Origin of the sequence: Lewinella sp. LCG006 (assembly GCF_040784935.1) — a bacterium.
Taxonomy (GTDB): Bacteria; Bacteroidota; Bacteroidia; order Chitinophagales; family Saprospiraceae; genus Lewinella.
Map to the genome: position 1 here is coordinate 6,559,931 of NZ_CP160680.1, position 26,459 is coordinate 6,586,389.

Below are 26,459 nucleotides of genomic sequence, written 5' to 3' on the forward strand. Positions count from 1 at the left end.
AATAGCTTATTTCGACAGCTGAATAATCGGCTTTTTGAGGGCAAAATTCTTTTTCAAAAACTTCTTCTCCACCTTCGCCCCTGAGATCACCATGGCAGCACCTAATGCAGATCCCAATGGAGAACGGGTCGTTCGCAATTTCATCTCCGGATAGTGAAGACCTATCATTTTCACAAACAGTTGATTGTCCGCAAAGCCTCCGTCAATAAATAGCTTATTGACGTTCGTATCACCCAAGGCCCGGTCCACTGCCTGAATTTGTAGTGCCACCAGCTCAATCATCAAGCGGTGATAGGCTGCGGCAAAAGACGAAAAATAATCATATTTTGTGACGGTAGCCTGCGCATATTCCGCTGGCAATGATTCCCATTTAAAGAAAGATTGATCTTCTTTCTTCCAATGATCGAATAAATCAGGTTGAAAGACTACTTCTTTGTGGGCATCCTCTTCGGTACCAAAATGTTGTTGCAATTTCTTGATCTGTACTTTATACTCGTTCCCGAGAAATAAGCGTGCGGCCCTGACCGGTTTCCCGGAAACTTGCATGAAGTTGAGGCAATCATGTGCTAGATCATCCCTAGTGAGCAGTGCGTCATTGAACGGATTAAGACTGATGCTCCAGGTTCCTGTAGAGATCAAGAGAAAAGGTTTCTTTTCTGCCCGGATGTAAGGCAACAAAGCAGCAGAGCTGTCGTGAATGCCTACTCCAACCTTTATTTGACGACCTTGATAAGGCTTATTGATACTTGTGTGGGTCGCCACTAAGGGAGGTAATATATGGTCAATTCCTTCCGCGTATACCCAATCATGATAATCGTTTTTAGCAAAATCCCAGAGACCGGTATGACAGCCAATGCTGGTATATTCACTGACCGGAATCCCTGTAAACAAAAAGCTTACGTATTGTGGCAGGTGCATGGACCAGCGAATCTTTTGAAAGACTTCCGGCTGGGTGTACTTCAACCAATACAGCTGTAAACCGGAATTCAGCATTCCCAATTTTGGCGAGGCCGTTGCCAAAGCAAAAGCCGTTTCATCGCCGTATTTTTCGTAAAAAGAAAGCAGTACTTCCGATGGAATCGGCTTGAGGTAATTGTACAAAGGCGTCAGTGGGTTTCCTTTGTGATCAACGTGGACGAAACTTGCACCATAGGTGGAAAAATTAACGGCTTCGATCTCGTAATCTTTCTTCGCCAGAAGCTCCGAAAAAGTAGCTTGCAGCCACTCTTGGATGGCCAAAAGATCATCACAAGGAAAACCGTCTTCATCAACAGTCTCGTTAAATCGACTGTACGTCTTGGCAAGCTCCTTGAAGCTCTTATCAAAAAGGAAGCATTTTTTATTGGTCTTACCGATATCGAAAACAAGGGTTGTTTTCATTACAATCCAGTTGCGGTCACGTGAAGCCCTCGTTGCTTAATCAATTGCTGACGAACCTGCAACTGGCGATAAGCCGCTAAGGGTTCGATAGCGCCACCGGCCCGCAATCTTGCTTCTGCGACGAGCGAACGAACATCGGTCCGAAAAGCTGATTGCAGTAGCTCCTGGCAACGACTTACATCGTTGTCTTGTCTTGCAGCCTCCAAAGCCTTGTGGTCAACGAGCAGGGCTTGTGCGTAGGCAACCTGTATGGCTTCCAGGCTCTGTATCAGATCCTCAAGCGGATCTTTAAGGTTGTGACTGGCATCAATCATCCAGGCCAATGGAGGATTTCCAGCCTCGTTGTTGTCCATTCCGTACACCAACTCATTAAAAATAAGAAAGAGCTGGTAAGGCTTAATGCTGCCACAAGTCAGGTCATCATCACCATACTTGCTATCATTAAAATGGAAGCCACCGAGCTTGCCTTTCATCATCAGGATTGCAACGATCTGTTCAATATTGGTGTTCGGGAGATGATGGCCAAGATCAACCAAGGTATAAGCGTTCTTTCCGCAACTTTCGGCCAACATCAGCGACGTTCCCCAATCAGGGATGACCATCGAGTAAAAATTAGGCTCGTAGGGTTTGTATTCAATCAGGAGTTGCCAATCAGCTGGCATCCCGCGATAAATTTGCTGTAAGGAATCCTGCGTATTTTGAAATGCTTTACGAAAATTGTGTTGCCCTGGAAAGGAGGTACCGTCGGCCAACCAAACGGTAATCGATTTTGAGCCGAGTGCTTCTCCGTAGCGAATTACCTCGTGATTATGAGCAACCGCTTGGTCACGAACCGCTGGGTCGGCATGACAAAGAGAGCCAAACTTATAGCTGTGCGCCTGCCCAGGTTGATCCTGAAAAGTATTGGAATTAACGGCGTCAAACACAATACCGTGTGCTGCAGCTCTTTCTTTAATGGCGGTAGGATCTTCCGGAATATCCCACGGGATGTGGAGGGAGATAGCCCCTGCCGTTTTTGTCAGCTGGTGAAGAATGCCTACATCGTCTATTTTTTCTTCCAATCGGCTAGGTTCTCCACCCGTAGAAAAGCGGCCAAAGCGGGTACCACCGGCCCCTAATGCCCAACTGGGTATAGCTACCTGAAAAGCCTGTAACTGTTCAACAACTTTATCAGGATTTTTCCCTTCACGGGAAATACGATCCTGTACATAAGCCAGATCACGGTTGTGCACAGACTGCTGCTTTTGATTTAAATCCGTTAAATGTTCGTTCCTGATCTGCATGGATAGGGAGTTGTAAAAAGTCCCTGATTGGTAAAGATCAACCAGGGCCAACTTAGTGTATGAAGCTTGATTCTACTGCGGGCGGACGGAGGATAGGCTACCTGACAAAAGCATCTGGCATACCTCCATCTACGTTGATGATATTGCCCGTAGTTTTATCAAGTAAGCCTACCAATGCGAAAACACCATTGGCGATATCTTCCGGTCGGATGATTTCATTCATCAGGTTACGCTTGGCATAAAAGGCTGGTAGTTCCCCCACTTCCACACCGTACGCTTTGGCACGACCTTCGGCCCATTTACCTTCCCAGATCTTACTACCGATGATGACCCCATCTGGATTGACCGTATTGACTCGAATTTTCTCCGGTCCCAGTTCGGCAGCCAAAAGGCGGGTCATGTGCTGTTGGGCTGCTTTGGCCGTTCCATAAGCGACATTGTTCTTTCCTGCCACCAACCCGTTTTTGCTGGCGATATGGACAATGTCACCACCCGTTCCTTGCTTACGCATGATGGCGACCCCGGCTTTAGCCATATTAAACTGGCCTTTGACGAGTACATTCTGGAGGAGATCCCAGTCTTTATCGGTCGTTTCTTCCAACGGCTTAGAAATAGCCAAACCTGCGGAATGAACAATGATGTCTACACCACCAAATTCCAGGCAGGCGGCCTGGTAAGCAGCCTCAATAGATTCGGGTAAGGTCACATCACACAAAGCATAAGTGGAAACATCCTTTTTGAATGTAGCATTCGCTTCTTTCAGGCGGTCTTGATCAATGTCGGTGAGGAAAATATTGGCTCCTTCCGCGGCTAGTTTGTCGGCGATAGCTTTCCCAATACCGCCACTGCCACCGGTAATGATAGCTACTCTGCGAGAGAGGGGTTGTTCGGCGGGCATCCGCTGAAGCTTAGCTTCTTCGAGTAGCCAATACTCGATATCGAAAGCCTCCTGTCGCGGCAAAGCTGTATAGGAGGAAATGGCCTCAGCTCCCCGCATCACGTTGATTGCGTTGATGTAAAATTCTGCGGCAACGCGAGCTGTTTGCTTATTTTTTGCGAAAGTAAACATTCCTACGCCTGGGTAAAGAATGACCACCGGATTGGGATCACGCATGGCAGGACTGTTATCGTGTTTACATTTTTCGTAGTACTCCGCGTATTCTTTTCGGTACTGCTCAAAACCTGGTGTAATAATCGCTTTGATTGCATCGACATCACTCATGTCTGCTTCCGCAGCAATTTCCAGTACCAGTGGCTGAATTTTTGTTCTCAGGAAGTGGTCCGGGCAAGAGGTCCCTAAGGGGGCTAGTTTCCCCAGATCGGCACTATTGATAAACTGAAGAACGCGGGGATCATCGGTAAAATGACCGATCATATTTTGGTAGCTTGAGCACAGCCCTCGCAAGATAGGCGCAATCTGGGCGGCCTGCTTTCGGCGTTCTGAACTGGGCAAGCTTTCTCTGGTTTGGCCACCAAATACGGGTCGTGATTTACCTTCCCGGTTAGCAATGTAATTGGAAGCCATTTCGATCACTTCCAGGCTGTTGATATAACACTCGTAAGAAGTATCCCCCCAGGTAAACAAGCCATGGCTACCCAAGACAATACCGCGAATACCTGGATTTTCGGCGAGGCATTTTTCCAGTTGCAGCCCCAGATCAAATCCCGGGCGTTGCCACGGCACCCAACCCATCGTATCTCCCCAAATTTCTTTCGTAATGGCTTCACTGTCTTTTGCAGCAGCTACCGCAATGAGCGCATCCGGATGCAAATGATCAATATGCTTAAAGGGCAATAGGCCATGCAAGGGGGTATCAATAGATGGTGCGCGGCTGTCTAAATCGTACAAACAGTGATAATACAGCGGTACGATCTCATCTTCAAAATCGATCCCCCGGTAAACATTCTTAAGTGCCCGCAACCGATCGGTATAGAGGCCGGCAATACCCTCGCGGGTAAGGGTACCAATATCCCCTCCAGAGCCTTTGACCCACATGACTTCAACTTCCTCTCCTGTTAGGGGATCTTTTTCAATGGTTTTACAAGAAGTGTTGCCACCACCGTAGTTGGTAATACGAAGGTCTGCACCAAGAATATTTGAACGATATAGGAACAACGCTACTTGATCATTACCCAGAGCAGCCGCTTTGGATTCATCCCATAGGTAATTAACGTGTTGGAGATTTTTTGTCATCTTTGTAAAAGTATATGATAAATAACGTGCAGTGGCAAATATAGACAAGAGTTCTTTGCGGAGTGTTCTGTACTATTCTGTATAATCAAAATTTACTTGCTGCATAATTAGTTTTTAATGAGTAAAAATTCTGGTTGGGTCATAATTTTAGATGATTATTCTAAAACTCCAAAGTACATGCAGATTGTCAACGCCATCGCTAATGCGATAGAAGACAATCTATTAGTCGTTGGAGACAAGCTTCCTTCTGTGAATAGGCTATTGATTGAACACGATATCTCACGTGATACGATTGTCAAAGCTTATGACTTGCTAAAAGAAAACCAGATCATTGAAAGCGTTCCTGGTAAGGGGTACTACGTCAAATCAAAACAAGAAGGAAAACGGCCTCGAATCCTCTTGCTATTCAATAAATTGAGTGCTCACAAAAAATTGATCTACGATGCCTTTTCCGAAACTTTAGGAGAGGCTGCAAGTATCGATTTCTATATTTATAACAACGATTTTAATCTTTTTAAAAAAATTATTCTCGATCGACTAGATAAAGATTATAGCCACTTTGTGATCATTTCTCATTTCCTCGAAGGTGGAGAAAATGCCATTGACGTCATCCGGCAAATCCCTCCAGGCAAACTGATTATTCTCGATAAAAAAATAGAAGGTATCACCGGCGAATACGCCAGTATTTATCAGGATTTCGAGCATGACATTTACCAGGCACTTACCCAAATGAAGGATAAGCTATTGAGGTACAAGACCCTCAAGCTCATCTTTCCTGAATATACCTACCACCCCAAATCCATCAAGGACGGATTTCTACGGTTCTGTGCCGAATTTGCTTTCCATTTCTCGATCATCAGCGACATCACTACTGGCGCTATCAACGAGGGTGATGCCTTTATCAACCTCATGGAAGATGATCTTGTGCAGCTGATCAAAAGATCTAAAGAGCTCAATTTGAAGATCGGGAAAAACGTAGGAATCATCTCCTACAATGAAACCCTCCTGAAAGAAATTTTACTGGATGGGATTACAACAATTTCCACCGATTTTCTACAATTAGGAAGAACGGCAGCAGCATTTATTCTGGATAATCGTAAAGACCATATCTCTAATCCGTTTTATGTAAAATTCCGAAATTCGCTTTAACAGGATCCCGCCGATTTGCTAATATTTTCCCTTTTTGCTTTTTTTTATTTGCTATTGAGAAATAGCAAGCGGAGCATCTTTTGCCTCAGAATCTACCTCATGCGGTTCCATCCTCGTGATCTCCTCTAAAACAGCGACACACCCCCCTTTTCTAATATTTGCCATAACAGTACAGAACGGTTATAAACATTTGGCACAGTAACTTTGATGCAAATAATATTCTGAATCCCCAAGTCCAAAGTGTAAAACACCCTTCTATCTAATCACTTAACAGAAGTTTTATGAAACCAATAATTTACAATTTACCGAAGTATGCCCGCTGGGTATTCGTATTCGGAATTCTCTTTGGCTCCATGCAAGTAGGTTGGAGTCAGCGCATGGTAAAAGGGACTGTGCTTGATGATGAAACCAGTGAGCCGCTGATTGGCGCAAGTGTTATGGTCAAAGGAAATACAGGCATAGGCACCGTCACTGACCTGGATGGCTCTTTCTCTCTTGAGATTCCTCAGGAAACGGAAGCACTGGAGGTTTCTTACACGGGTTACAGTCCTATGACCGTCGACTTGAATGGTCGTTCAGAAATTATCGTCACCCTACAACAAGGGGCCTTGCTCGACGAGGTAGTGGTCATTGGGTACGGTACCCAGAAACGGGCTGATGTAACTGGCGCGATCTCCAGTTATTCCGCAGACAACCTGGATGAACGTCCGGTAACCCGTGTTGACCAAGCGCTGGTCGGACAGCTCGCAGGAGTAAGGGTACAACAAACCAGCGGTGTTCCGGGCGCAGGCTTCCGGGTGCAGATTCGGGGCACCGGCTCCATTGGTGCTAATAGCGAACCCCTCTACGTGATTGATGGTTTCCCGCTGGAAGTTTCTGCGCAAAGCAGCAGTGGTGGTTTTGGAACGGGCAACCCACTAGACAACCTCAACCCTAATGACATTCAGTCCATTGAAGTCCTGAAAGATGCATCAGCCGCAGCCATTTATGGTTCACGAGCATCCAATGGTGTTGTTCTTATTACCACCAAGCGAGGAGGACAGGGCAAAGCTAAAATCAACCTGAATGTCAACTATGGTTTCAATGAAACGGCTAAGAAACTTGATGTACTCTCCGCAGAAGAATGGGTGGAAAGAGCCCAGGAAATGATCGATTACGCTTGGGTGAATTCTGGTGAAGGCCGCACCGCCGACCAAACTTCCGCTGAACGCCAAGCCATTCTTGGTGCTTTCAACAGTAACTTGATTAAAGATGACCGTTGGGATTTGCCTGGTCACCCAGGACTTACCTATATCGACTGGCAAGATGAAATGTTCCGTAGAGGAGCAATGCAGAACTACAGTTTATCCGCCCAAGGTGGAAACGAGTATGTACGTTACTTCGTCTCCGGTGATTATCTCGACTCGGAAGGTATTGCCATCGGCGTTGGTTACAAGCAATATTCCGCAAGGGCCAACCTGGAAGTGACGGCTAGTGATCGCCTGACTTTAGGTGTAAACATTGCCCCCTCTTACTCTATTGCCAGTGATCCTGGTGTGGAGGGCAAGGACCAGCAAATGCACATTGCTGCTGGTATGGCGCCTGTTGTTGAAGACTCGGTAGGTCTTGACGCAAACATTGGTGACAACGGCATTTACACCTGGGGCAACTCCCGCTCAAGCCCGGTAAGAGTAATTGAAAACTCCATCGGCGATTCCAAAATCTTCCGTACGCTGGGTACCGTTTACGCACAGTACAAAGTGGCACAAGGTGTTAGTTTCCGCACTTCTTTCAACCTTGACAATGCGGATCAAAACTACAAAGCATATACCCCCGCTTTCGTTACTCGTAACCGTACCGCAGGTGGTAGCTACTCAGGGTACCGCAGACAAACTTTTGTGAACGAAAACACCTTGTCTTTAGACAAAACGCTTGGTGGCATACACAACTTATCAGCAGTAGTGGGTACCTCCTACAACATGTCTAAGTTCGACAATTTTGCGATTCGTGTAGCAGGAGGCTTCAACTCCGATGTGATTACGACCTTGAATGCAGCTAACATCAACGCCTCAAGTACGTTTACCCAAGAAACCGCAAATACTTTGGTGTCGGTATTTGGGCGGGTTCAGTACAACTTGAAAGACAAATACCTTTTGTCAGGTTCATTGCGTCGTGATGGATCTTCTCGTTTCGGTCCTGATACCAAGTGGGGGGTCTTCCCATCGGTATCTGCTGGATGGAGAATTTCTGAGGAAGACTTCATGCAAAACCTGGGTTCCGTTAGTAGTTTGAAAATTCGTGGTAGCTGGGGGATTTCCGGAAACAATGGTATTGGTGATTACTCTCACGTCTCTATCCTTGGTTTCGACAATTACTCTTTCAATGGCTCGCTGGCCGCTGGTCAGGTGCCTACCAACTTTGCCAACTCAGGTTTGAGCTGGGAAAAATCAGAGACCATTAATGTGGGTTTTGATCTAGGCTTATTCGAAAACCGCATTTTCACTTCTTTCGACTACTATACCAAGCGTAATTCTGACCTGCTATTGAACATCCCTATTCCAACTGCGGTAGGTTTCTCTTCCGCACTTACCAACATTGGTGAAGTACTGAATAAAGGGTGGGAAGTTGAATTGACTACGCGTAACCTTACGGGTGGATTTAGTTGGAATACCAGTATTAACTTCAGCCACAATGAGAATGAAGTCGTACAGCTTGGTCCTGAAAATACACCCATCCTAGGTGGTGCATTCGATATTAACCACAATATTCTGATGGTAGGTCAGCCAATGTACAGCCTCTATGTTGTACAGCAGGATGGCATCCTTACGCAAGCTGATATTGAAGCCGGAGCTGCCTTATACGGCAACCAAGTAGAAGGCGACCCTCGCTATGTAGATGCTGATGGCGACGGTGTAATCACGCCTAACGACCGCGTGCTTTCCGGACACCCTAACCCCGACTATATCTGGGGAATCACCAATTCTTTCAGCTACAAAGGTTTCGACCTGAGTGTACTGGTACAAGGACAGTGGGGAGGAAAAATTTATTCTACTTTTGGTCGGGGTCTCGACCGTACAGGAATGGGTTTTTCAGAAAACACCCTGGGCTTTCACCGCGATCGCTGGCGTTCACCAGAAGATCCAGGTGCAGGCTTGCGCGGAAAAGCCAACTCTTCTTTCGGTCGGATCAAAAACACCGATTGGTTGTACGCTAGCGACTACTGGCGGGTACGTAACATTACCTTGGGATACAACCTTGGAGATGTTATCGATATGAAAGGGATTAGTGCTGCTCGCATCTACGTGAACATTGAAAACTATTTCGGTAAGGATAAATACGCCGGAGGCTACAACCCGGAGGCCGTTAACGACAATGGCGATGATTATGGTGCATTCCCGCTTGCCAAATCAATTGTCTTTGGCGCTAATCTTACCTTCTAAACATTAGTATTTTGATACTGAAAACGAAAAGTTCATTTAATATGAAAAAGATATTTCTCCTAATTTTTGTAGCCTCTTTTCTAGTTGCTTGTGAAGACGATCTGGACTTGGCTCCGATCTCACAAGTAGGTAGCAATGGTTTCTTTACCAATGCAGGTGATTTTACCCAGGCCGTGAATGGCATTTACGCCAGCCTTGGAGTAACCGGCAATATGGACTATCCAAGCCTTTACGTCATTCTCGATGAATCACGTTCAGATAATATATACTGCCCCGGACAATCCGGTGTTCGTGATTGGAATGCCACCAATAATTTCTTGGCGACAATTGCTACCCTTGCCACCGTGGAGACGGCTTGGAATGTAGCTTTCAATGGCATCATGCGCGCCAACACAGTTCTTGATCAATTGCAAGCCAATGGTGGCGCGATTGGAGATGCTACCCTCGCCACTCAGTTTGAGGCAGAGGCAAAGTTCTTACGGGCTTTCTTCTATTTTGATCTCGTCAAGTGGTACGGGAAAGTCCCCTTGTTCGAAACTTTTGTAACGCCGGATGAAGCCCTGCAAATCCCTCGTGCTGAAGTGGCAGACGTGTACAACCTGATTATTTCTGATCTGGATTTTGCCATTAGCAATCTTCCTGATGTTCAAACTGGTGCTAATCGCGGACGTGCATCGGCTCTGGCGGCAAAAGGTATCCTGGCACGGGTATACCTCACTCGTTCAGGCCCACAGCTACACCCTGACGGGCCTTGCCTTGCTTCCAATGAGTACGATAAAGCAGCATTGCTACTTGATGACATTATAGGTAGTAATCAATATGCTATGCTGGATGATTTCGGTGCTATTTTCGATTACGACAATGAAGGTAACGCTGAGATTGTTTGGGACATGCAATTCATCGGCGGTAGCGTTGGTGCTGGTGGCTACTACCCTACCGAATACTACGATGAAGGATGGGCACGCATCAATCTGCCTTTCCCTGGGGGTAACCCCGGAGACGGTTCTAAGCGTATTTCTGAAGACCTCATCAACGATTATGAGGCTGGTGACTTGCGCTTTGATGAAACTTTCCTGGTAGATTATGTGGATGAAAACGGGGTAACCGTTGATGCACAGTTCTTCAATAAGTTCATGGACGTAAGTAAGGCTGGTGGTGATCGTTTCAACTGGTCACTGAACTATCCGGTATTACGCTATACTGACGTCTTGTTACTTCGTGCAGAATGTACTTTGCAAGGAGCACCTGGTTCTCAAACCGAAGTTGACGCAGCGGTGAATGCTGTACGCCAGCGTGCAGGTCTAGGTGATGTTTCAAACGTTACCCTTGATATGCTTTTGGATGAGCGCCGTCGGGAGTTCGCCGGAGAGAACCTTCGCTGGGACGACCTCGTACGCACCGGTAAAGTAGTAGACGTGATGAATAGTTTCATCGCTTCCGATGACGACGACAATAAGATGCAAACCGTTACTTCTGACTTCGTGATTTACCCAATTCCACAAAAGCAATTGGATGTGAAGCTTGGTTTGTACCAACAGAATCCAGGATACTAGTGAGTGTATATACCGTAAGACCCCAACCTTATGGTTGGGGCCTTACGCTTTTCTTCAATGCGTTTCCAAAAATATTCCGCTACCGTAATTCACATCTTTTACAACTTATGCGTCGCAATGCATTTAAAATGAAACTCAAACCGGGTTTCGCCCAAGCGTACAAACAACGACACGATGAAATTTTCCCCGAACTAAGATCCTTTCTTCTCGACTGTGGAATCCTCGACTATTCCATCTATCTCGACGAAACAACAATGGATCTTTATGCCTATCAGGTACTCAGCGACGATTTTGACGAAAGCAAGATTCCAGCCTCACCGATTGTCAAAAAGTGGTGGGCTTTTATGGCCGATATTATGGAAACCAATGATGACCATTCCCCCGTAGTAAGGCCCCTGCAGGAAGTCTTCCACTTGTAAGAAGGATCAGGGTATGGTTACCCACATTAAGTCACCAAAAAGTACTGTGCATGAAAATTCCTCGCTTACCCCTGTTAAGCCTGCTCTTCATTCTGCGTGTTTTTTGCTGTTCTCTAAGTGCAGCCATTCTCCTTCCTGATGTCCTTGCGGATAACATGGTATTGCAACGCCAGCAAAAGGTACCTGTCTGGGGTTGGGCAAGCCCTGGTGAAAGTATTGAAGTAACTTTCCACGATCAAATTCACCAGACGGAGGCGGATACGGAAGGGAAATGGATGATCTACTTACGGCCAATGAGTGCTTCTGCCACTCCTTCGTCTCTTACCATAAGCGGCGAAAATACCATTACCCTAAAAAATATTTTGGTCGGCGAAGTATGGCTTTGTACCGGCCAGTCCAACATGCAATGGCGACTATTAGAGTCTGCTGGTGGCGAGGAAGCCATCGCTAAGGCTAATTATCCCGATATCCGGCTGTTCAACGTAAGTCGTGAAGTAGGTTTTAAACATCAAGAGGGACGGCTAGCGACCTGGGAGTTATGTTCTCCGGAAACAGTGCCCTCCTTTTCCGGGGTAGGCTATTTCTTTGGTTTGGATCTATACCGTTTGTCAGGAGTTCCCGTCGGGCTCATCAATTCTTCCTACGGAGGGTCACAAGCGGAGGCCTGGACACCACGGGAATTCTTGGCCGCATCAGAAGAGCTTGCTCCCTGCATCGCCAGAGAAGACATCTGGGCAGCAGAACGCCCTCAGGTACAAGCCAAATACGACGAAGACATCGCCAATTGGAAAAAAGCGGTCGCTAAGGCGAAGGCCGAAGGCAGCAAACTTCCTAATCAACCCCGCTCCCCTGATGCTTTAAGAGATTACCGTATAGCAGGGTCTATTTACGAAAACATGATAGCACCGCTCATCCCCTACGCTATCCGCGGCACCATCTGGTACCAGGGAGAATCCAACGAAGAACGAGCCGAACAATACGAACTATTACTAACCACCATGATAGCGTCCTGGCGCAGCAAATGGGGCCAAGGGGATTTCCCCTTCGGCATCGTACAGCTCCCCAATTTTAGAGCCACCTCGGATGTTCCTCAAGACCTGGCCTGGAGTCACTTAAGAGACCGGCAACGCAAAGTCGCCGAACAGGTTCCCAACACCGGGCTGATCGTCACCATCGACATTGGTGAGGCGGATGATATTCACCCGACCAATAAGTACGACGTAGGGATGCGGCTATCCCGCTGGGCGCAGCAGGCTGTTTATGGCTACGACCTACTAGCGGGTGGGCCCGTATTTTCGCACGCCAAATTCCGCAAAGGAAAAGCTATCCTTTATTTCGACCAAGTCGGACAGGGCCTGCAAACTACTGACAGTCAAGCACCTCAAGAATTCGTCATCGCTGGTCCCGACCAGCAGTGGCACTGGGCCAATGCTAAAATCAAAGGCCGACGGAAAATTATTGTAGATGCCCAAAAAGTTGAGTTGCCTCAGGCTGTCCGGTATGCTTTTAACAACAATCCGGTTCAGCCCAATTTAACGAACGAAACGGGGGTACCAGCCTCTCCCTTTCGCACCGATACCTGGCTGGGGCCTACCCACGGCAAGCGCTAATTTGAGTTAGTCACCGATCTTTTATTTTTAAAAAACATCCTTATGCGATACTCCTTCAGTAGTCTGATCATCTTTATTGTCTTATTCTCCCTCTGCTCCTGCAAAACGGCAGTACCTGTTTTAGAAACAGGAGGTAGCAACCCCATGCCAGAGGAATGGGTAGATCAAACAACGGGCCATCGCATGCAACGATTAACGGCTGCTGACGACACCCGCAGCTTCTATTTCCACAATGATCCTTTCCTGAAAAGCACTGATGGAAAAACCGATTTAATGGTCTATTACGGCAAAGTAGAAGACGTTAGCCAGTTGTTTACCATCAATTTGCAAACCCGTAAAATAGAACAATTGACGACCTCCCCCGGCAGAAAAGGTGGTGAAATCTTGGGTAAAAAAAGGCGTGAGGTTTTCTACCAAACACAGGACACCGTCTTTGCCACCCATATAGATACCAAGGAGACCCGTGCCGTTTTTGTTTTCCCTGATGATTTTAAAGCTCACATCACCACGCTGAATGCTGACGAAACCAAGTTAGCGGGCACCTGGGCTTCCCCCGAAAAGGATACCATTCTGATGAATTACCCCAGCAAGAGCGAGTTCTTTGATCGAATTTTTGATGCTAATCTATTGCACAAGCTTTTTTATATCGACCTTGAAACGGGAGCACTGCAAACCATTCACGAAGAAAACACCTGGCTCGGACACATCCAGTTTTCAACGACCGACCCTGATATGCTCATGTTTTGCCACGAAGGTCCCTGGCACAAAGTAGACCGCATCTGGAATATCAATCTTGCCAGCAATGTAGTCACGAAAATTCACGAACGCACCGTCGACCGGGAGATTGCCGGCCACGAATTTTGGAGTTGGGATGGGAAGACCATCTGGTACGACCTACAGATCCCTCGCGGGGAGACGTTCTATCTCGCTGCCTACGACCTTGAGTCGGCGACGATGAAGAAATACCAAATGGACCGCAATGAATGGTCCATCCACTTTAATATCGCTCCCGACCAGCAGCTTTTTTGCGGTGATGGAGGAGACCCCTCCCAAGTAGCCAAGGCCGAAGATGGCATGTATATTTACCTCTTCACCCCCAAGGATGATCAGCTTCAATCACAGCGCTTGGTCAATATGCAACACCACAATTACAAGCTGGAGCCCAATGTCCATTTTTCACCAGATGGTGAGTGGATTATCTTTAGAGCTAACTTTGAAGGGACGAGTCACATTTATGCGGTAGAGGTAAAGCCCTATCAATAATCCAGAAAGAATGAATCATTATTTACCATCCTTCGTCTATTTAGTAGGCCTTTGCAGCCTCCTGCTCACGTCCTGTGGCGACAATATTCCCACAAGCTCCCTCTCTCAACAGCCCGCTTGGCCGGAAATCACCAGCGACACCAAAGTCTGGACCCGCTGGTGGTGGCACGGTAGCGCCGTCACAAAAGAAGGCATCACTTCCGAAATGGAAACACTTCAGGAGGCCGGTTTTGGGGGGCTGGAACTCACCCCCATCTTTGGCGTCATCGGGGAGGAAGAAGATTTTGTAGCGTACCTCTCCCCTCGCTGGATGGAGCTACTGGACCATACGCTGGCAGAAGCTCAGCGACTAGGTATGCAAATAGACATGGCCACCGGCACTGGCTGGCCGTTTGGTGGCCCTTGGGTAACACCGGAGGATGCTTGTAAGTATTTGGCGCACAAAACGTACACCTTATCAGCTGGCGAGCAGCTTAAGGAAAAAGTAGTCTATACCCAAGAACCTATCTTCCGCCGCATCAATAACGGAGCTCTCCTCTTGCATCAGGCTTCGGAAGCATCGGGAATTCCCTATGCGGAGTTGGATCCCAAAAAAGTATTCCAGGAAGCCCGGAAAATCACGCTCGAAGACATTAAACAACCCATTTCGGCCAACGAAGACCTCCAAATGCTGGCACTAGATCAGATACGCTTCGCAGAGGATCTGCCATTGCTTACCCTGATGGCCTACAGTGACCAGGGGCAAGTCATTGACCTTACGGAAAACGTTTCCGCCAACGGCACACTCAACTGGACAGCTCCCCTAGGACAGTGGACACTCTACGCCCTCTTTACTGGTCAACACGGCAAAATGGTGGAGCGTGCTGCGCCCGGTGGAGAAGGCAACGTGATTGATCACTTCTCCAAAGATGCCATCAATCACTACTTGCAACGTTTTAATACTGCTTTTGAGGGGCATGACGTCAGTTTGTTACGTGCATTTTTTAATGATAGCTACGAAGTTGATGACGCGCGTGGACAAGCCAATTTTACGCCTTCTTTCTTTGCCGCTTTCGCGGAAAAACGGGGCTATAACCTCCGGGAACATTTACCTGCACTTTTTGGTCAGAGTTCCCCCGAAGAAAATGCGCGTATCCTATCCGATTTTCGGGAAACCTTCTCTGATCTAATTCTGGAAACCTTCACCCAGGAATGGAATGCCTGGGCGGATGATCAAAAGGCCATGGTCAGGAACCAAGCGCACGGCTCGCCCGCCAATATTCTTGACCTCTATGCAGCTTCCGACATTCCGGAAGCAGAAGGTACGGAGCGCTTGCGGATCAAGTTTGCCAGCTCCGCAGCTCACGTTACCGGACAGCCTTTGGTAGCTGCCGAGGCTGCGACCTGGCTGGATGAGCACTTCGTTGCCAATTGGGCCAACCTCAAAGAAAACCTTGACCGCTACCTGGTGAATGGGGTTAATCATTTGGTTTACCACGGCAATACTTACTCACCTAAGGACGATGCTTTTCCCGGTAGGTTATTCTATGCGGCTTTCCACGCCAACTCCCGCAACCCCATGTGGAAAGACCTCCGGGCGGTAAACGAATACGTCACACGCACCCAATCTTTCCTCCAGCAAGGCACCAGTGCAAATGATATTTTGCTCTATTTTCCTATCTATGATCGTTTTGCAACCACCACCGAAGAACTGCTACAACACTTTGATGGTCACGGCCCCCACCTCGACGAGACTGCCGTAGCAGAGATTGGAGAACAGCTGCTGGACGCTGGCTACACTTTCGATTTCATCTCTGATAAGCAATTACAAAAAAGCACCTTCAACGGAGCTATCCATACCGAAGGCGGCAGTTACAAGACGATTATCGTTCCCGCTACACAGTATATTCCAGTGGCCACCTTTGCTACGCTGATGGAGCTCGCGAAGTCTGGTGCGACGATTATCTTCCAGGAAGAATTGCCCGTATCCGTTCCCGGCTGGGGAGATTTACAGCAACGCCAGGAGGCGTTAAACACTATGAAAAACGATTTGACTTTTAACGCTGTAAACGGACAGTCTGCCGCCAAGGTAGGAACGGGGCAATTCATCCTTGCCAGCCAGTGGGAACAAGCACTTGCCAGCACAGGTATCCAGGCGGAAGCCATGGTAAAGCAAGGCTTGGCGTTCTCCCGTCGGAATTACCAGGATGGACAACTTTACTTTATTACCAATTGGACGGATGCCACTGTAGATAATTGGGTCTCGCTGGCTGCTGTTGGAGCTACTGCCGTGCTCTTTGACCCCATGACGGGCGCGCAAGGTACAGCGCAAACGAAGCCATCCGAAGCTGGGACAACCGATGTAATGTTGCAGCTTGCTCCGGGCAGCTCCCTCCTCGTTTGGGTCAGCCCGAATGATGTGGAAGGGAATGATTGGCCTTACTACCAAAAGACAGCAACCGAAATGGTACTTGCAGGCCCTTGGAGTGTGGAGTTTCTGCAAGGAGGCCCCACCTTACCCGCTAAGCTGAATTTACCCCAAGTCGCACCATGGAACGAGCAACCGGAGGAAGCTTACCACTTCTTCTCGGGCACTGGTCGTTATCAAACCACTTTTGAGCGTCCTTCGGGTACTGGTGAAGCTTATCTGCTGGATTTAGGAAAGGTTTATGAAACGGCCAGTATACAACTGAATGGCAGGCAACTAGCAACACTCGTTGGGCCAACCTACCAGTTGCTTATCCCTGCCGTTCAATTGCAGCAGGAAAATACCCTGACGATTGATGTCTCTAATCGCCTGATCAACCGGATCATCAAAATGGATCGCGACAAATTACCGTGGAAGAAGTTTTACAACACCAACATTCCTCCACGCTTACGCGAAAACGCAGGGCCACTCGGTATCTTCGATGCTGCCAAGTGGGAACCTGTGGCCTCTGGGCTAGCTGGACCGGTAACCTTGACAAGCTTGGAGAAAAAATAACCATGGACTTCCCATTTTAATCACATAAATTTTAAACCGCCATCTTGTTGACCTCCTCTCCTATTGTACGCTTATTGCTACTTGTTCTAACGGTTGTGTGCTGGCTAGAAGGGAACACCCAACAATCAGCACCAGCGTTTTGGCATGGTATTGAACGGTCGTTGCGCTACACGCCGGAAGGGGAAGCCTTTGTGATAAACAATGGCGAACGCCGCTTTAATCGCGCATTATACGGAGGTTACAGCGGCTTTCGCGTAGAAGCGGGTGACCTACCCGAATTTGCCTTGTACCGCCCCCGTTTGGCAGGTACCCTCCGCTTGGGGTTACTCACCGAAAACGGAAGCAAGTGGTTGATAGATGCGGTGCGGATCAAGGCCACCTACGATCCGGGGCAAATGCGCTACGAAGTGAAGGATGAATTATTAGGCACCACTACCCTATTGGTGGAGGTTCTTGCGCTCCACCAACAGGAAGGTTTAATTTTCCGTTTTCGGAGCGAGCAACCCTTAAAGCAAGTCAAATTGCTACTGGCTTTTGGAGGTGCTTCGGATGAACGCTTTAGTCGGGAAGGAGATATTGGCGCGGACCCCGAGTCGGTTTTCTATTTGGAACCAGATCATTGTGTGGGAAATACTTACGCACTGTCTGGCAATTCTTTTGAGCTTGATTATCCGGCCCAAAAGTGGGAAGGCTCCGATAGTATTAAGTCCTTGAGTGGTATTTTTCCTCCGGCATCCAATTTGCGACTAGCTGACGCCAGTTACCAAGACACTCCCTTACAATTGGTACAATCCGCAGCAGCGGAGCATCCTTTGGTCACAGGACAGCCAGTGCTGGGAGGGGATTGGCAATATGGTCTAATTCTTTGTTCTGCGGGTACTTCGCTTAACTATTCCGATTTGCCAGCGCTTTTTCAAGAAGCCGATGATCAGCGAAAAGCGATTGCTCAACGGGTGCACATTCAAACACCAGATCCTTACATCAACACGCTTGGTGGCGCCCTCGCTATCGCCTCCGATGCGATATGGGAAGAACCCGCCTACCATCACGGAGCCATTGCCTGGCGTCAGCAATTGGTGGGCTGGCGGGGAGCTTACGTCGCTGATCCTTTGGGTTGGCACCAACGCGCCCGCACGCACTTCGGAGCTTACGCCAAATCACAGCTCACGGCTCCGGCAAGCGGGCCAGTCACTCCTGATAGCTCGCGCAATCTGGCTCGCCAGGTGGAAGAAATCGGAACGGCTATTTTCACCGAAGGATACATATCGCGCTATCCAGGAGGAGAACGCCTAAGGGCCCATCATTACGACATGAACCAAGTGTACATCGATGCCCTTTTTCGGCATTTTGCCTGGACAGGCGACCTCGAATTTGCGCGAGAAATGTGGCCGCTGATCAAGCGTCATCTGGCTTGGGAGAAACGTTGCTTCGATACCGACGGCGACGCCCTTTACGATGCTTATTGCAGCATCTGGGCCAGTGATGCCGTACAGTACAGTGGCGGCGGCGTTACCCACGCTTCTTCCTATCACTACTATGCGAATACGCAAGCCGCAAAGCTGGCAGAATTAATAGGCGAAGATCCAATTCCTTATCAAAAAGAGGCTAGCCGCATAAAAACTGCCCTGAACGAAAAGCTATGGCTAGCAGACAAAGGTTGCTTTGCCGAATACCAAGATTTACTGGGGCTGCAACTGTTGCACGATGCTCCCGCCTTGTGGACGGTGTATCACGCGATGGACAGTGAGGTGCCGGAACCACTGCAAGCCCACCAAATGCTAGATTATGTACAAAGGGAAATCCCCCGAATTCCGATCCACGCCCATGGATTAGTGGATACGAATTTGTACACGGTTTCCACGACCAACTGGTTGCCCTACACCTGGTCGGTCAACAATGTGGCACTGGCGGAGGTGATGCATACCTCACTGGCCTTCTGGCAGGGTGGCCGCTCCGAAGAAGCTTTCTTGCTGTGGAAAAGTGCGCTCATGGAGAGCATGTACCTGGGAGCATCGCCCGGTTCTATCCAGCAATTATCTTTCTATGATGCCAAACGCGGCGAACTCTACCGCGATTTTGCCGATCCGATTGGCATGACTGCTCGCTCGCTGGTGGAAGGTTTGTTCGGCATCCGGCCAAACCTCCTGAACGGCACGCTCACCATTACACCAGGTTTCCCACAAGATTGGGAACAAGCGGCTATTGAACTCCCTGATCTGGCTTTTGCTTATGAACGAAACCATACGTCGGACTTTTATAGAATCGACGCCAAGATCGAAACTCCTCTGAAGTTGCAATTTCAGATTACACCACGTCGCCAAATAGAAGAGGTTTTAGTGAATGGCCTAGGCACACCCTGGCAGGTAATTCCTCAGCACGTGGGCAACCCATTTGTAAAAATCGAGGTAGATCAGCAGCAGCAGTTCGATATAGAGATTCGCTATCAAGCATCGTCGTGGGAAACCATTGCGATCGAAGAACAAGCAATTGCCGGACAAGCATTTTCGCTTTCTACCCAAGGGCTAAATATCCTGCAAATAGCAGATCCGCAAAGCCTTTGGGACAATATTACCCATCAAAAGAACACCTTGTCAGGAACACTCGCTGATAAAACGGGTGAACACACCTTTTTCATCCAGGTAGAGCAAGATGAGACCCAGTGGTGGGTGCCCATTCCCTTGACGATCTTGCCGCAAATTGCGCTTGCTAGCGAAAAAACAACTACAAGGGACAGCAGTTATTGGCAGGTAAGCAACAATACCGGACAAACGCAGCACCTAATGATTTATCAAGGTCCGGGCACCTCTAAGCGCTTGGCTGAATTCACGCTGCCAGCGGGCGAAAAACGGCAGTTGGTTTATCCAAAGGCGCACTGGTCTACCGGAACCCAGCAACTGCATCTGATCACGAGAAGTGGATTGACCGCAGCCGCTCAAACCATTGACTGGGAAGGAAAGATGCCCACGAGCACCCATTTCGACCAGCTTGATCTTGGTGCGCATTTCAACGCTTCCGTTAATACTATTTTTGCGCCGCAATATTGGAGTCCACGTCCCACAGGACCTACCGTTCAGTTACCCGTTACCGGTATTGGCAATTGGTGTTATCCTAATGTCGTAGCGGAAATCGATGATCGTGGCCTCCGTGCACTGGCGGGTGATGACCAAATGGTTGAACTTCCCCAAGGCATTCCTTTTGCGGTAAGCAACCAAAAGGAGCCAGACAATATTCTCTTCACCTCGCAATGGGATCGTTTCCCAACGGAAATCAAGATTCCCTTAAGGGGAAAAGCGGAGCATCTGTACCTACTCATGGCCGGATCGACCAACCCCATGCAAAGTCGTATGGACAATGGCGTGGTGGAAGTCACTTACCAGGACGGTAGCCAAAGTACCTTAGCGCTCCGCAATCCCGACAATTGGGTACCCATTGAGCAAGATTACTATTTCGACGGCTATGCCTTTCATTCCGACCAGCCACCTCCGCCACGTATTCACCTGAAAACGGGCCTTATGCCCAAGGATTTCGAGGATTATTTTACGATCAAAGGGTTTACCGATACGGCGATTGAGGGGGGAGCAGCAACGGTATTGGACCTGCCATTGGATCCTGATAAAACACTAAAAACACTCACTATTCGGACCCTCACCAACGATGTTATTATTGGCTTGATGGCCGCCACTTTAAAACGAAAAGACTAATATGAAGTACCTCCTACTGAGTGTTTGGGTAGCCTTGCTTGTCATTAACTATGGCCCGGTTTTACCCAAAAAATCCTCGATTGATCGTTTGGCCTTGGTGACCAGGAACAATCCTCGCCTAACGAGCATGGATACCCTGGGTAGTCTTACGGTAGGTAATGGTCGCTTCGCTTTCACCGTAGATGCAACCGGCCTGCAAAGTTTCCCTGAGTATTACGACCATGGCATCTCTCTCGGCACCCAATCCGAATGGGGCTGGCACAGTTTTTCAAACACGGGAAACTACATTTTGAAAGACGTTTTGGTAGATTATGAAACTTGTAATGATCATTCCTATCCCATTGCGATCCAGCACAAAGAAGGGCGCGCAAAAGCGGCGGCAGATTGGCTACGCATGAATCCCCAGCGCTTGCACCTGGGCCTGATCGGTCTGGAATTCAAAGATGCAAATGGCGGGGTGCTGGACCAAAGTGCCATTAAGAATATTGATCAAGAACTTAACCTTTGGACGGGGGCAATCCACAGCAAATACACCATTGATAACCAGCCTGTAGAAGTGACCCTCTACGCTCATCCGGAGGAGGATGCTATTGCGTTCAAAATCACCTCGCCTCTCATCGAAGCTGGGCGTCTCAGCGTCACATATCGTTTTCCCAATGCCAAGCGCTGCCACGTTTGCCCTGCTTACGACTGGGATACCGAGGAGGAGCATCAGACAAAAATCATCCAGCAAGACCAGCATAATTTCCGCGTTGAACGAACGCTGGATAGCACCCGTTTCTTTGTTGCGGCAAGCTGGCAGGAAGATGCAGTAATGGAACAGACCGGGGCACACGCGTTTGCCCTCAGGCCTCATCCACAAGCCAAATCGCTTACGGGAAGTGTACGTTTTGAGTCTAAGGCCGATGCATCGACTTTACCCAATTACCAACGAACACTCAAAAAAAGCACCAAAGCCTGGAAGGCCTTCTGGCAAGAAGGAGGAGCCATCGATTTCTCGGCCTGCACCGATGCCCGGGCACCGGAGTTAGAGCGGCGCGTCGTACTCTCTCAATACCTTACCCGCGTTCAGTGTACCGGACAGTATCCTCCGCAGGAGACGGGGCTGACGATGAATAGTTGGTACGGCAAGTTTCATTTGGAGATGCACTGGTGGCACGGCGTTCATTTCGCTTTATGGAACCGGCTTCCGCTCTTGGAAGAATCGCTACCCTGGTACCAGGATGCCCTGCCCAATGCCCGATCTACTGCTAAACGGCAGGGGTTTGCGGGCGTTCGTTGGCAAAAAATGACGAGCCCGGAAGCGCTCAGTAGCCCTTCTAGCGTAGGTGAATTCCTGGTTTGGCAGCAGCCCCATCCCATCTATTTTGCGGAATTGGTTTATCGTCAAAAGCCTACACAGGAAACTTTGGAAAAGTACCAGGAGATTATATTTGAAACAGCCGATTTCATGGCTGACTTTGCTCAACTCAGTAAAACCGATGGCAAGTATCACCTTTGTGCTCCGATCATACCCGCCCAGGAGATTTTTCACGCCACGGAAACCAACGATCCTCCGTTTGAAGTGGCCTACTGGCATTACGCGCTTGGCGTAGCACAACAGTGGCGCCTCCGTTTGGGATTGGAACCTAACCCAGAATGGCAGGAGGTGTTGGATGGACTCGCTCCCCTCCCCCAACATGATGGCTTGTACCTCCCTTGTGCAGGAGCTACTGAGGCTTACACCGATGATGAAAATCGCAGAGACCACCCCATTGTCACCGGTGTCCTGGGCATGTTGCCCGCCGGCCCGCACGTAGATCCCGCCATCATGGGAGCTACTTTCGACGAAATCATGGATAACTGGCAATGGGAAACGACCTGGGGTTGGGATTACCCTATGCTAGCGATGTCGGCAGCTCGTTTGGGAAAACAAGATCAAGCCATTGAAGCCTTGTTTTTGGCTGCGAATAAGAATACCTACCTCTTAAATGGACATAATTACCAGGACGAAAGGCTACGTCTCTATCTACCCGGTAACGGTGGTTTACTCACGGCCGTAGCCATGATGGCTGCGGGTTGGGACGGAGCACCAGACATTGCCCACCCAGGCTTCCCGCAAGATGGCACCTGGAATATCCGTTGGGAAAACTTACAGCGGATGCCCTAAACGCATTATTTGCAATACTATCATGAAAACAAAGCTATTATGAAATATCTCACACTTCTGCTTTTTACCTTGCTGCTGGGAGCATGTCGCACGACAGCCAAGCTTCCAGAAACCGACCGTATTCTGGCTGATTTGCGTTTAGCCAATTCCTACTTTATGGAAAAATGGCCGGACACCGGTAAACGCATCGTCACCAATAAATCACGTGCTAGTAATATCTGGACCCGTGCCGTTTATTACGAAGGCTTAATGGCATTGCACCGGCTCGATCCCCAGCCCGCCTACTATGATTACGCCGTTGACTGGGCGACCTTCCACAATTGGGACCTGCGGGATGGCGACACCTATACGCGTAACGCAGATAATCAATGTGCCGGGCAAACCTACATTGAGCTGTACCAAATCGATCCACAACCCGAACGGATCAAATCCATCAAAGCTTCCATTGACAGCATGATGAATACCGATAAGATTGATGACTGGAACTGGATTGATGCCATTCAGATGGGGATGCCCATCTTTGCTCAACTAGGCGTTTTGTACGATGATCCTGCCTACTTTGAACGCATGTACCAGATGTATAGCTTTGCTAAGAACGAGCACGGTGACAATGGTCTATACAATCCCGCCGATCACCTTTGGTGGCGAGATGCTGACTTTGACCCACCTTACACCGAACCCAACGGCGAAGATGCTTACTGGTCGCGGGGAAATGGCTGGGTAGTTATGGCCCTGGCCCGGGTATTGGAATTGATCCCGGAAGACGAGCCCCACCGTGCGGAATACGTCCAGGATTTCAAAGATATGATGGCAGCCCTCCTTAAAGTACAGCGAGAGGATGGTTTCTGGAACGTAAGTCTACACGATCCTACTCACTTTGGTGGCAAAGAAACTTCAGGTACCGCCATGTTTGTTTACGGCATGGCCTGGGGCGTCAATAACAATATCTTAGATCGCAAAACCTACGTACCAGCACTGACCAAAGGCTGGAATGCCATCACCAAAGACGCTTTGCACGACAACGGTTTCCTAGGTTATTTACAAAGTACGGGCAAAGAACCCAAAGACGGGCAACCTCTCAGCTACGATAAGATTCCTGACTTTGAAGACTACGGTCTGGGGGCTTTCCTCCTGGCGGGTACCGAAGTTTATAAGCTGGCTAATTGATCGAATTAAAGAATCTAAAAAATACACTTCATGAATATTCAAGCCAAATCACTAACGAAGCTCTTATTGGGAGATTCAATTCGGACAATTTTCCGAAGGTCTTACACCAAGCCATTCCTCGGACTCATTACATTTTTAGCCATCAGCCTGAGTGCTTGTACTCCGCCAGCGGAAGAAACTGCTGCGGTAAAGGTCACCATTGACGAAGCGGGCTACCCTGTGGTTACCATAGAGAACGCTGGCGGTGCGCCCGTAGTCATGCAAGCCGTTTCAGCGACCATTGGCAGTATCGGCTTTGATCGGGGCGGACAACAAACCTGGGTAACCGGCGCCCCGGAAACCACCAAAAAAGAAGACGGAAAAACGGTTTACCAATGGACTACCGACAGCGGTAAGGTATCCTTGACCGTTGAACCCGCCGAAGGAGATGACCTACTCGTTCACCTCGCCATCGACAGCAAATCCGAGGAACATCACCAATGGCTGATCAACCTGGCGGCGAGTCAGGAAGAATACTTTACGGGTATTTTCGAACGTGTAGTAGATGGTGGTCAGCAAGAATCCTGGAAAGACGGTATCAGCACCGGCATGAACTTGCGGGGAGAACGGGTGGAAATGCACCTCAAACCCACGGTTTCGGCCTACGCTCCTTTCTATATTTCTTCTGCTGGCTATGGCTTCTTTGCGCACGGTACCTGGCCGGGGGTCTTTGATTTTGCGCAAGCAAATCCCAATTCCGTTCAAATCTCGTTTGAAGGGCCAGCCCTAACTTATCAACTCTACCTTGGCAAAGGCGTGAAAGAAATTGTTCAGCAACATGCTTTGGAGACGGGTCCATCCTTGGTTCCTCCAGCATGGGCACTGGGGCCTTGGCGCTGGCGCGATGAGCATTTCAACAAGGATACTTATTACGACGGAACGCCCAAAACAGCTCCCTATAATACGGATGTGGTAGAGGACGTGCTCATGATGAAAGCCTACGATATTCCCTGTACAGCCCACTGGATTGATCGCCCCTGGGGGCCTGGTGTTCGTGGTTTTGATGATTATGATTTTGATTTAGACCGTTTGCCAGAACCAGAAAAGATGATCTCCTGGTTGAACAAAAATGACGTTGAACTCATGCTTTGGATCGGACCCTTCGTGATGGGAGAGATGGCGGATTATGCCGAAGAAAACAACTACGATCTACAAAGTCACCGTTGGAAAGACTCTCGTCAGGTGCTCATGGATTTCACCAATCCAGAAGCGGTGGCCTGGTGGGGCGAAAACGGTCCGGGTAAGCTCGCACGCATGGGCGTAAAAGGCTTTAAATTGGATCGCGCCGACGGAGAAAAACTCCAGGACTCCCTCCACCTGCTAACCCACGCCGGAACGACCTACCGGGAAAACTTCAATGATTATCCCCGCCAATATGTAGAAGCTACTTATAAGGCAGTACAACCCGTACTGGGCGACGATTTTGTCCTCTTTCCACGGGCGCAATACACGGGCAGTGCTAAATTCGGCAGCATGTGGGCTGGTGATACCAATGGCAAACCCGAAGGGCTACGCTCGGCCATCATTGCGATGCAACGTTGTGCCGTGATGGGGTACCCCGTGTGGGGATCAGATATTGGCGGTTACTGGGGCGATTTCTCACAGGAAACCACCAAACGCTGGCTAGGACTGGGCTGCTTCTCACCGATTATGGAAACGGGGCCGACCAACAACACCGGTTTTTGGAATAACCCGGAAGCTCCCGTTTACGATCCTGAGCTGATTGCGACCTGGCGCCTGTACTCCAAGCTGCGGATGAAGCTGGTCCCTTACGTCAGCAAGCTGGCGGAAGAAGCGCGCGCAACGGGTACACCGATCGCTCGTCCATTATTCCTTGAATATCCTGAACAAAAGGAAGCCTGGGAAGATTGGCAGACTTATCTCTTTGGTCCTGATTTGCTGGTTTCCGTGGTTTGGGAATCCGGCAAAACCAGCCATCGTGTTTATTTGCCCGCAGGCGCCCAATGGATAGACGCCTGGGATACCACCAAGGAATACGAAGGCGGGCAGTACATCACCGTGGATGCTCCTGCTTATAAAACGCCTGTCTTCCTGCGGAAGGGTACGGATCTGGAATTGGGTGATTTGAATGCCCTCTACCAGGAATCGCTAAAAATTGCTGCAACTAAGCCCGATCTGGCAGCGATGGAAAGTAAAGAAACCTGGTAATC

14 protein-coding genes are annotated in these 26,459 nt (G+C 48.8%); 11 read left to right on the forward strand and 3 right to left on the reverse strand.

The genetic code is table 11. From position 1 onward, the window contains the following. Positions 1-6 precede the first annotated feature (6 nt). From AB0L18_RS23990 to AB0L18_RS24000, 3 genes are all read right to left on the reverse strand, one after another. Positions 7-1,380: an FGGY-family carbohydrate kinase gene (locus tag AB0L18_RS23990; protein ID WP_367389860.1), complete on the reverse strand. Its 1,374-nt coding sequence runs from the start codon at positions 1,378-1,380 to the stop codon at positions 7-9. Continuing rightward, entirely contained in the window at positions 1,380-2,663 is a 1,284-nt protein-coding gene (locus tag AB0L18_RS23995) for a TIM barrel protein (protein ID WP_367389861.1), read from the reverse strand. Before AB0L18_RS23995 ends, AB0L18_RS23990 begins: the two co-directional genes overlap by 1 nt. 97 nt (positions 2,664-2,760) lie before the next feature. Then, on the reverse strand, positions 2,761-4,857 hold the full coding sequence (locus tag AB0L18_RS24000) for a bifunctional aldolase/short-chain dehydrogenase (protein WP_367389862.1): 2,097 nt from the start codon (positions 4,855-4,857) through the stop codon (positions 2,761-2,763). A gap of 177 nt (positions 4,858-5,034) precedes the next feature. On the opposite strand from AB0L18_RS24000, the gene AB0L18_RS24005 reads away from it, so the two are divergent. The 11 genes from AB0L18_RS24005 to AB0L18_RS24055 all read left to right on the forward strand — a co-directional run bounded on the left by AB0L18_RS24005 (position 5,035) and on the right by AB0L18_RS24055 (position 26,457). Further along, positions 5,035-6,006 (forward strand): GntR family transcriptional regulator, encoded by a 972-nt coding sequence (locus AB0L18_RS24005; RefSeq protein ID WP_367389863.1) that lies wholly within the window; start codon positions 5,035-5,037, stop codon positions 6,004-6,006. Between the two features lie 281 nt (positions 6,007-6,287). Further along, positions 6,288-9,425, forward strand: coding sequence for a SusC/RagA family TonB-linked outer membrane protein (locus tag AB0L18_RS24010; protein WP_367389864.1), 3,138 nt, complete (start codon positions 6,288-6,290; stop codon positions 9,423-9,425). A 41-nt stretch (positions 9,426-9,466) separates the two neighbouring features. Beyond that, positions 9,467-10,978 (forward strand): RagB/SusD family nutrient uptake outer membrane protein, encoded by a 1,512-nt coding sequence (locus AB0L18_RS24015; protein ID WP_367389865.1) that lies wholly within the window; start codon positions 9,467-9,469, stop codon positions 10,976-10,978. Positions 10,979-11,085: 107 nt separating this feature from the next. Then, positions 11,086-11,397 (forward strand): L-rhamnose mutarotase, encoded by a 312-nt coding sequence (gene rhaM / locus AB0L18_RS24020; protein WP_367389866.1) that lies wholly within the window; start codon positions 11,086-11,088, stop codon positions 11,395-11,397. 50 nt (positions 11,398-11,447) lie between these two features. After that, positions 11,448-13,007: a sialate O-acetylesterase gene (locus tag AB0L18_RS24025; protein ID WP_367389867.1), complete on the forward strand. Its 1,560-nt coding sequence runs from the start codon at positions 11,448-11,450 to the stop codon at positions 13,005-13,007. A 42-nt stretch (positions 13,008-13,049) separates the two neighbouring features. Continuing rightward, positions 13,050-14,270, forward strand: a complete 1,221-nt coding sequence (locus AB0L18_RS24030) for an oligogalacturonate lyase family protein (RefSeq protein WP_367389868.1) — start codon at positions 13,050-13,052, stop codon at positions 14,268-14,270. Positions 14,271-14,280: 10 nt separating this feature from the next. Next, on the forward strand, positions 14,281-17,232 hold the full coding sequence (locus AB0L18_RS24035; RefSeq protein ID WP_367389869.1) for a glycosyl hydrolase: 2,952 nt from the start codon (positions 14,281-14,283) through the stop codon (positions 17,230-17,232). Between the two features lie 44 nt (positions 17,233-17,276). Then, positions 17,277-20,933: a DUF4450 domain-containing protein gene (locus AB0L18_RS24040; RefSeq protein ID WP_367389870.1), complete on the forward strand. Its 3,657-nt coding sequence runs from the start codon at positions 17,277-17,279 to the stop codon at positions 20,931-20,933. Between the two features lies 1 nt (position 20,934). Then, a complete protein-coding gene (locus AB0L18_RS24045) occupies positions 20,935-23,082 on the forward strand; it encodes a hypothetical protein (protein WP_367389871.1) in 2,148 nt (715 codons plus the stop codon). Between the two features lie 39 nt (positions 23,083-23,121). Then, positions 23,122-24,249, forward strand: coding sequence for a glycoside hydrolase family 88 protein (locus AB0L18_RS24050; RefSeq protein ID WP_367389872.1), 1,128 nt, complete (start codon positions 23,122-23,124; stop codon positions 24,247-24,249). A gap of 30 nt (positions 24,250-24,279) precedes the next feature. Then, complete coding sequence (locus AB0L18_RS24055; protein ID WP_367389873.1) at positions 24,280-26,457, forward strand: TIM-barrel domain-containing protein; 2,178 nt, start codon at positions 24,280-24,282, stop codon at positions 26,455-26,457. The last annotated feature ends 2 nt before the right edge of the window (positions 26,458-26,459 follow it).

Bases quoted from the DNA above. Each gene is read 5' to 3' on its own strand.
- AB0L18_RS23990 (WP_367389860.1), bottom strand. From the start codon at position 1,380: ATGAAAACAACCCTTGTTTTCGATATCGGTAAGACCAATAAAAAATGC.
- AB0L18_RS23995 (WP_367389861.1), bottom strand. From the start codon at position 2,663: ATGCAGATCAGGAACGAACATTTAACGGATTTAAATCAAAAGCAGCAG.
- AB0L18_RS24000 (WP_367389862.1), bottom strand. From the start codon at position 4,857: ATGACAAAAAATCTCCAACACGTTAATTACCTATGGGATGAATCCAAA.
- AB0L18_RS24005 (WP_367389863.1), top strand. From the start codon at position 5,035: ATGCAGATTGTCAACGCCATCGCTAATGCGATAGAAGACAATCTATTA.
- AB0L18_RS24010 (WP_367389864.1), top strand. From the start codon at position 6,288: ATGAAACCAATAATTTACAATTTACCGAAGTATGCCCGCTGGGTATTC.
- AB0L18_RS24015 (WP_367389865.1), top strand. From the start codon at position 9,467: ATGAAAAAGATATTTCTCCTAATTTTTGTAGCCTCTTTTCTAGTTGCT.
- rhaM (WP_367389866.1), top strand. From the start codon at position 11,086: ATGCGTCGCAATGCATTTAAAATGAAACTCAAACCGGGTTTCGCCCAA.
- AB0L18_RS24025 (WP_367389867.1), top strand. From the start codon at position 11,448: ATGAAAATTCCTCGCTTACCCCTGTTAAGCCTGCTCTTCATTCTGCGT.
- AB0L18_RS24030 (WP_367389868.1), top strand. From the start codon at position 13,050: ATGCGATACTCCTTCAGTAGTCTGATCATCTTTATTGTCTTATTCTCC.
- AB0L18_RS24035 (WP_367389869.1), top strand. From the start codon at position 14,281: ATGAATCATTATTTACCATCCTTCGTCTATTTAGTAGGCCTTTGCAGC.
- AB0L18_RS24045 (WP_367389871.1), top strand. From the start codon at position 20,935: ATGAAGTACCTCCTACTGAGTGTTTGGGTAGCCTTGCTTGTCATTAAC.
- AB0L18_RS24050 (WP_367389872.1), top strand. From the start codon at position 23,122: ATGAAATATCTCACACTTCTGCTTTTTACCTTGCTGCTGGGAGCATGT.
- AB0L18_RS24055 (WP_367389873.1), top strand. From the start codon at position 24,280: ATGAATATTCAAGCCAAATCACTAACGAAGCTCTTATTGGGAGATTCA.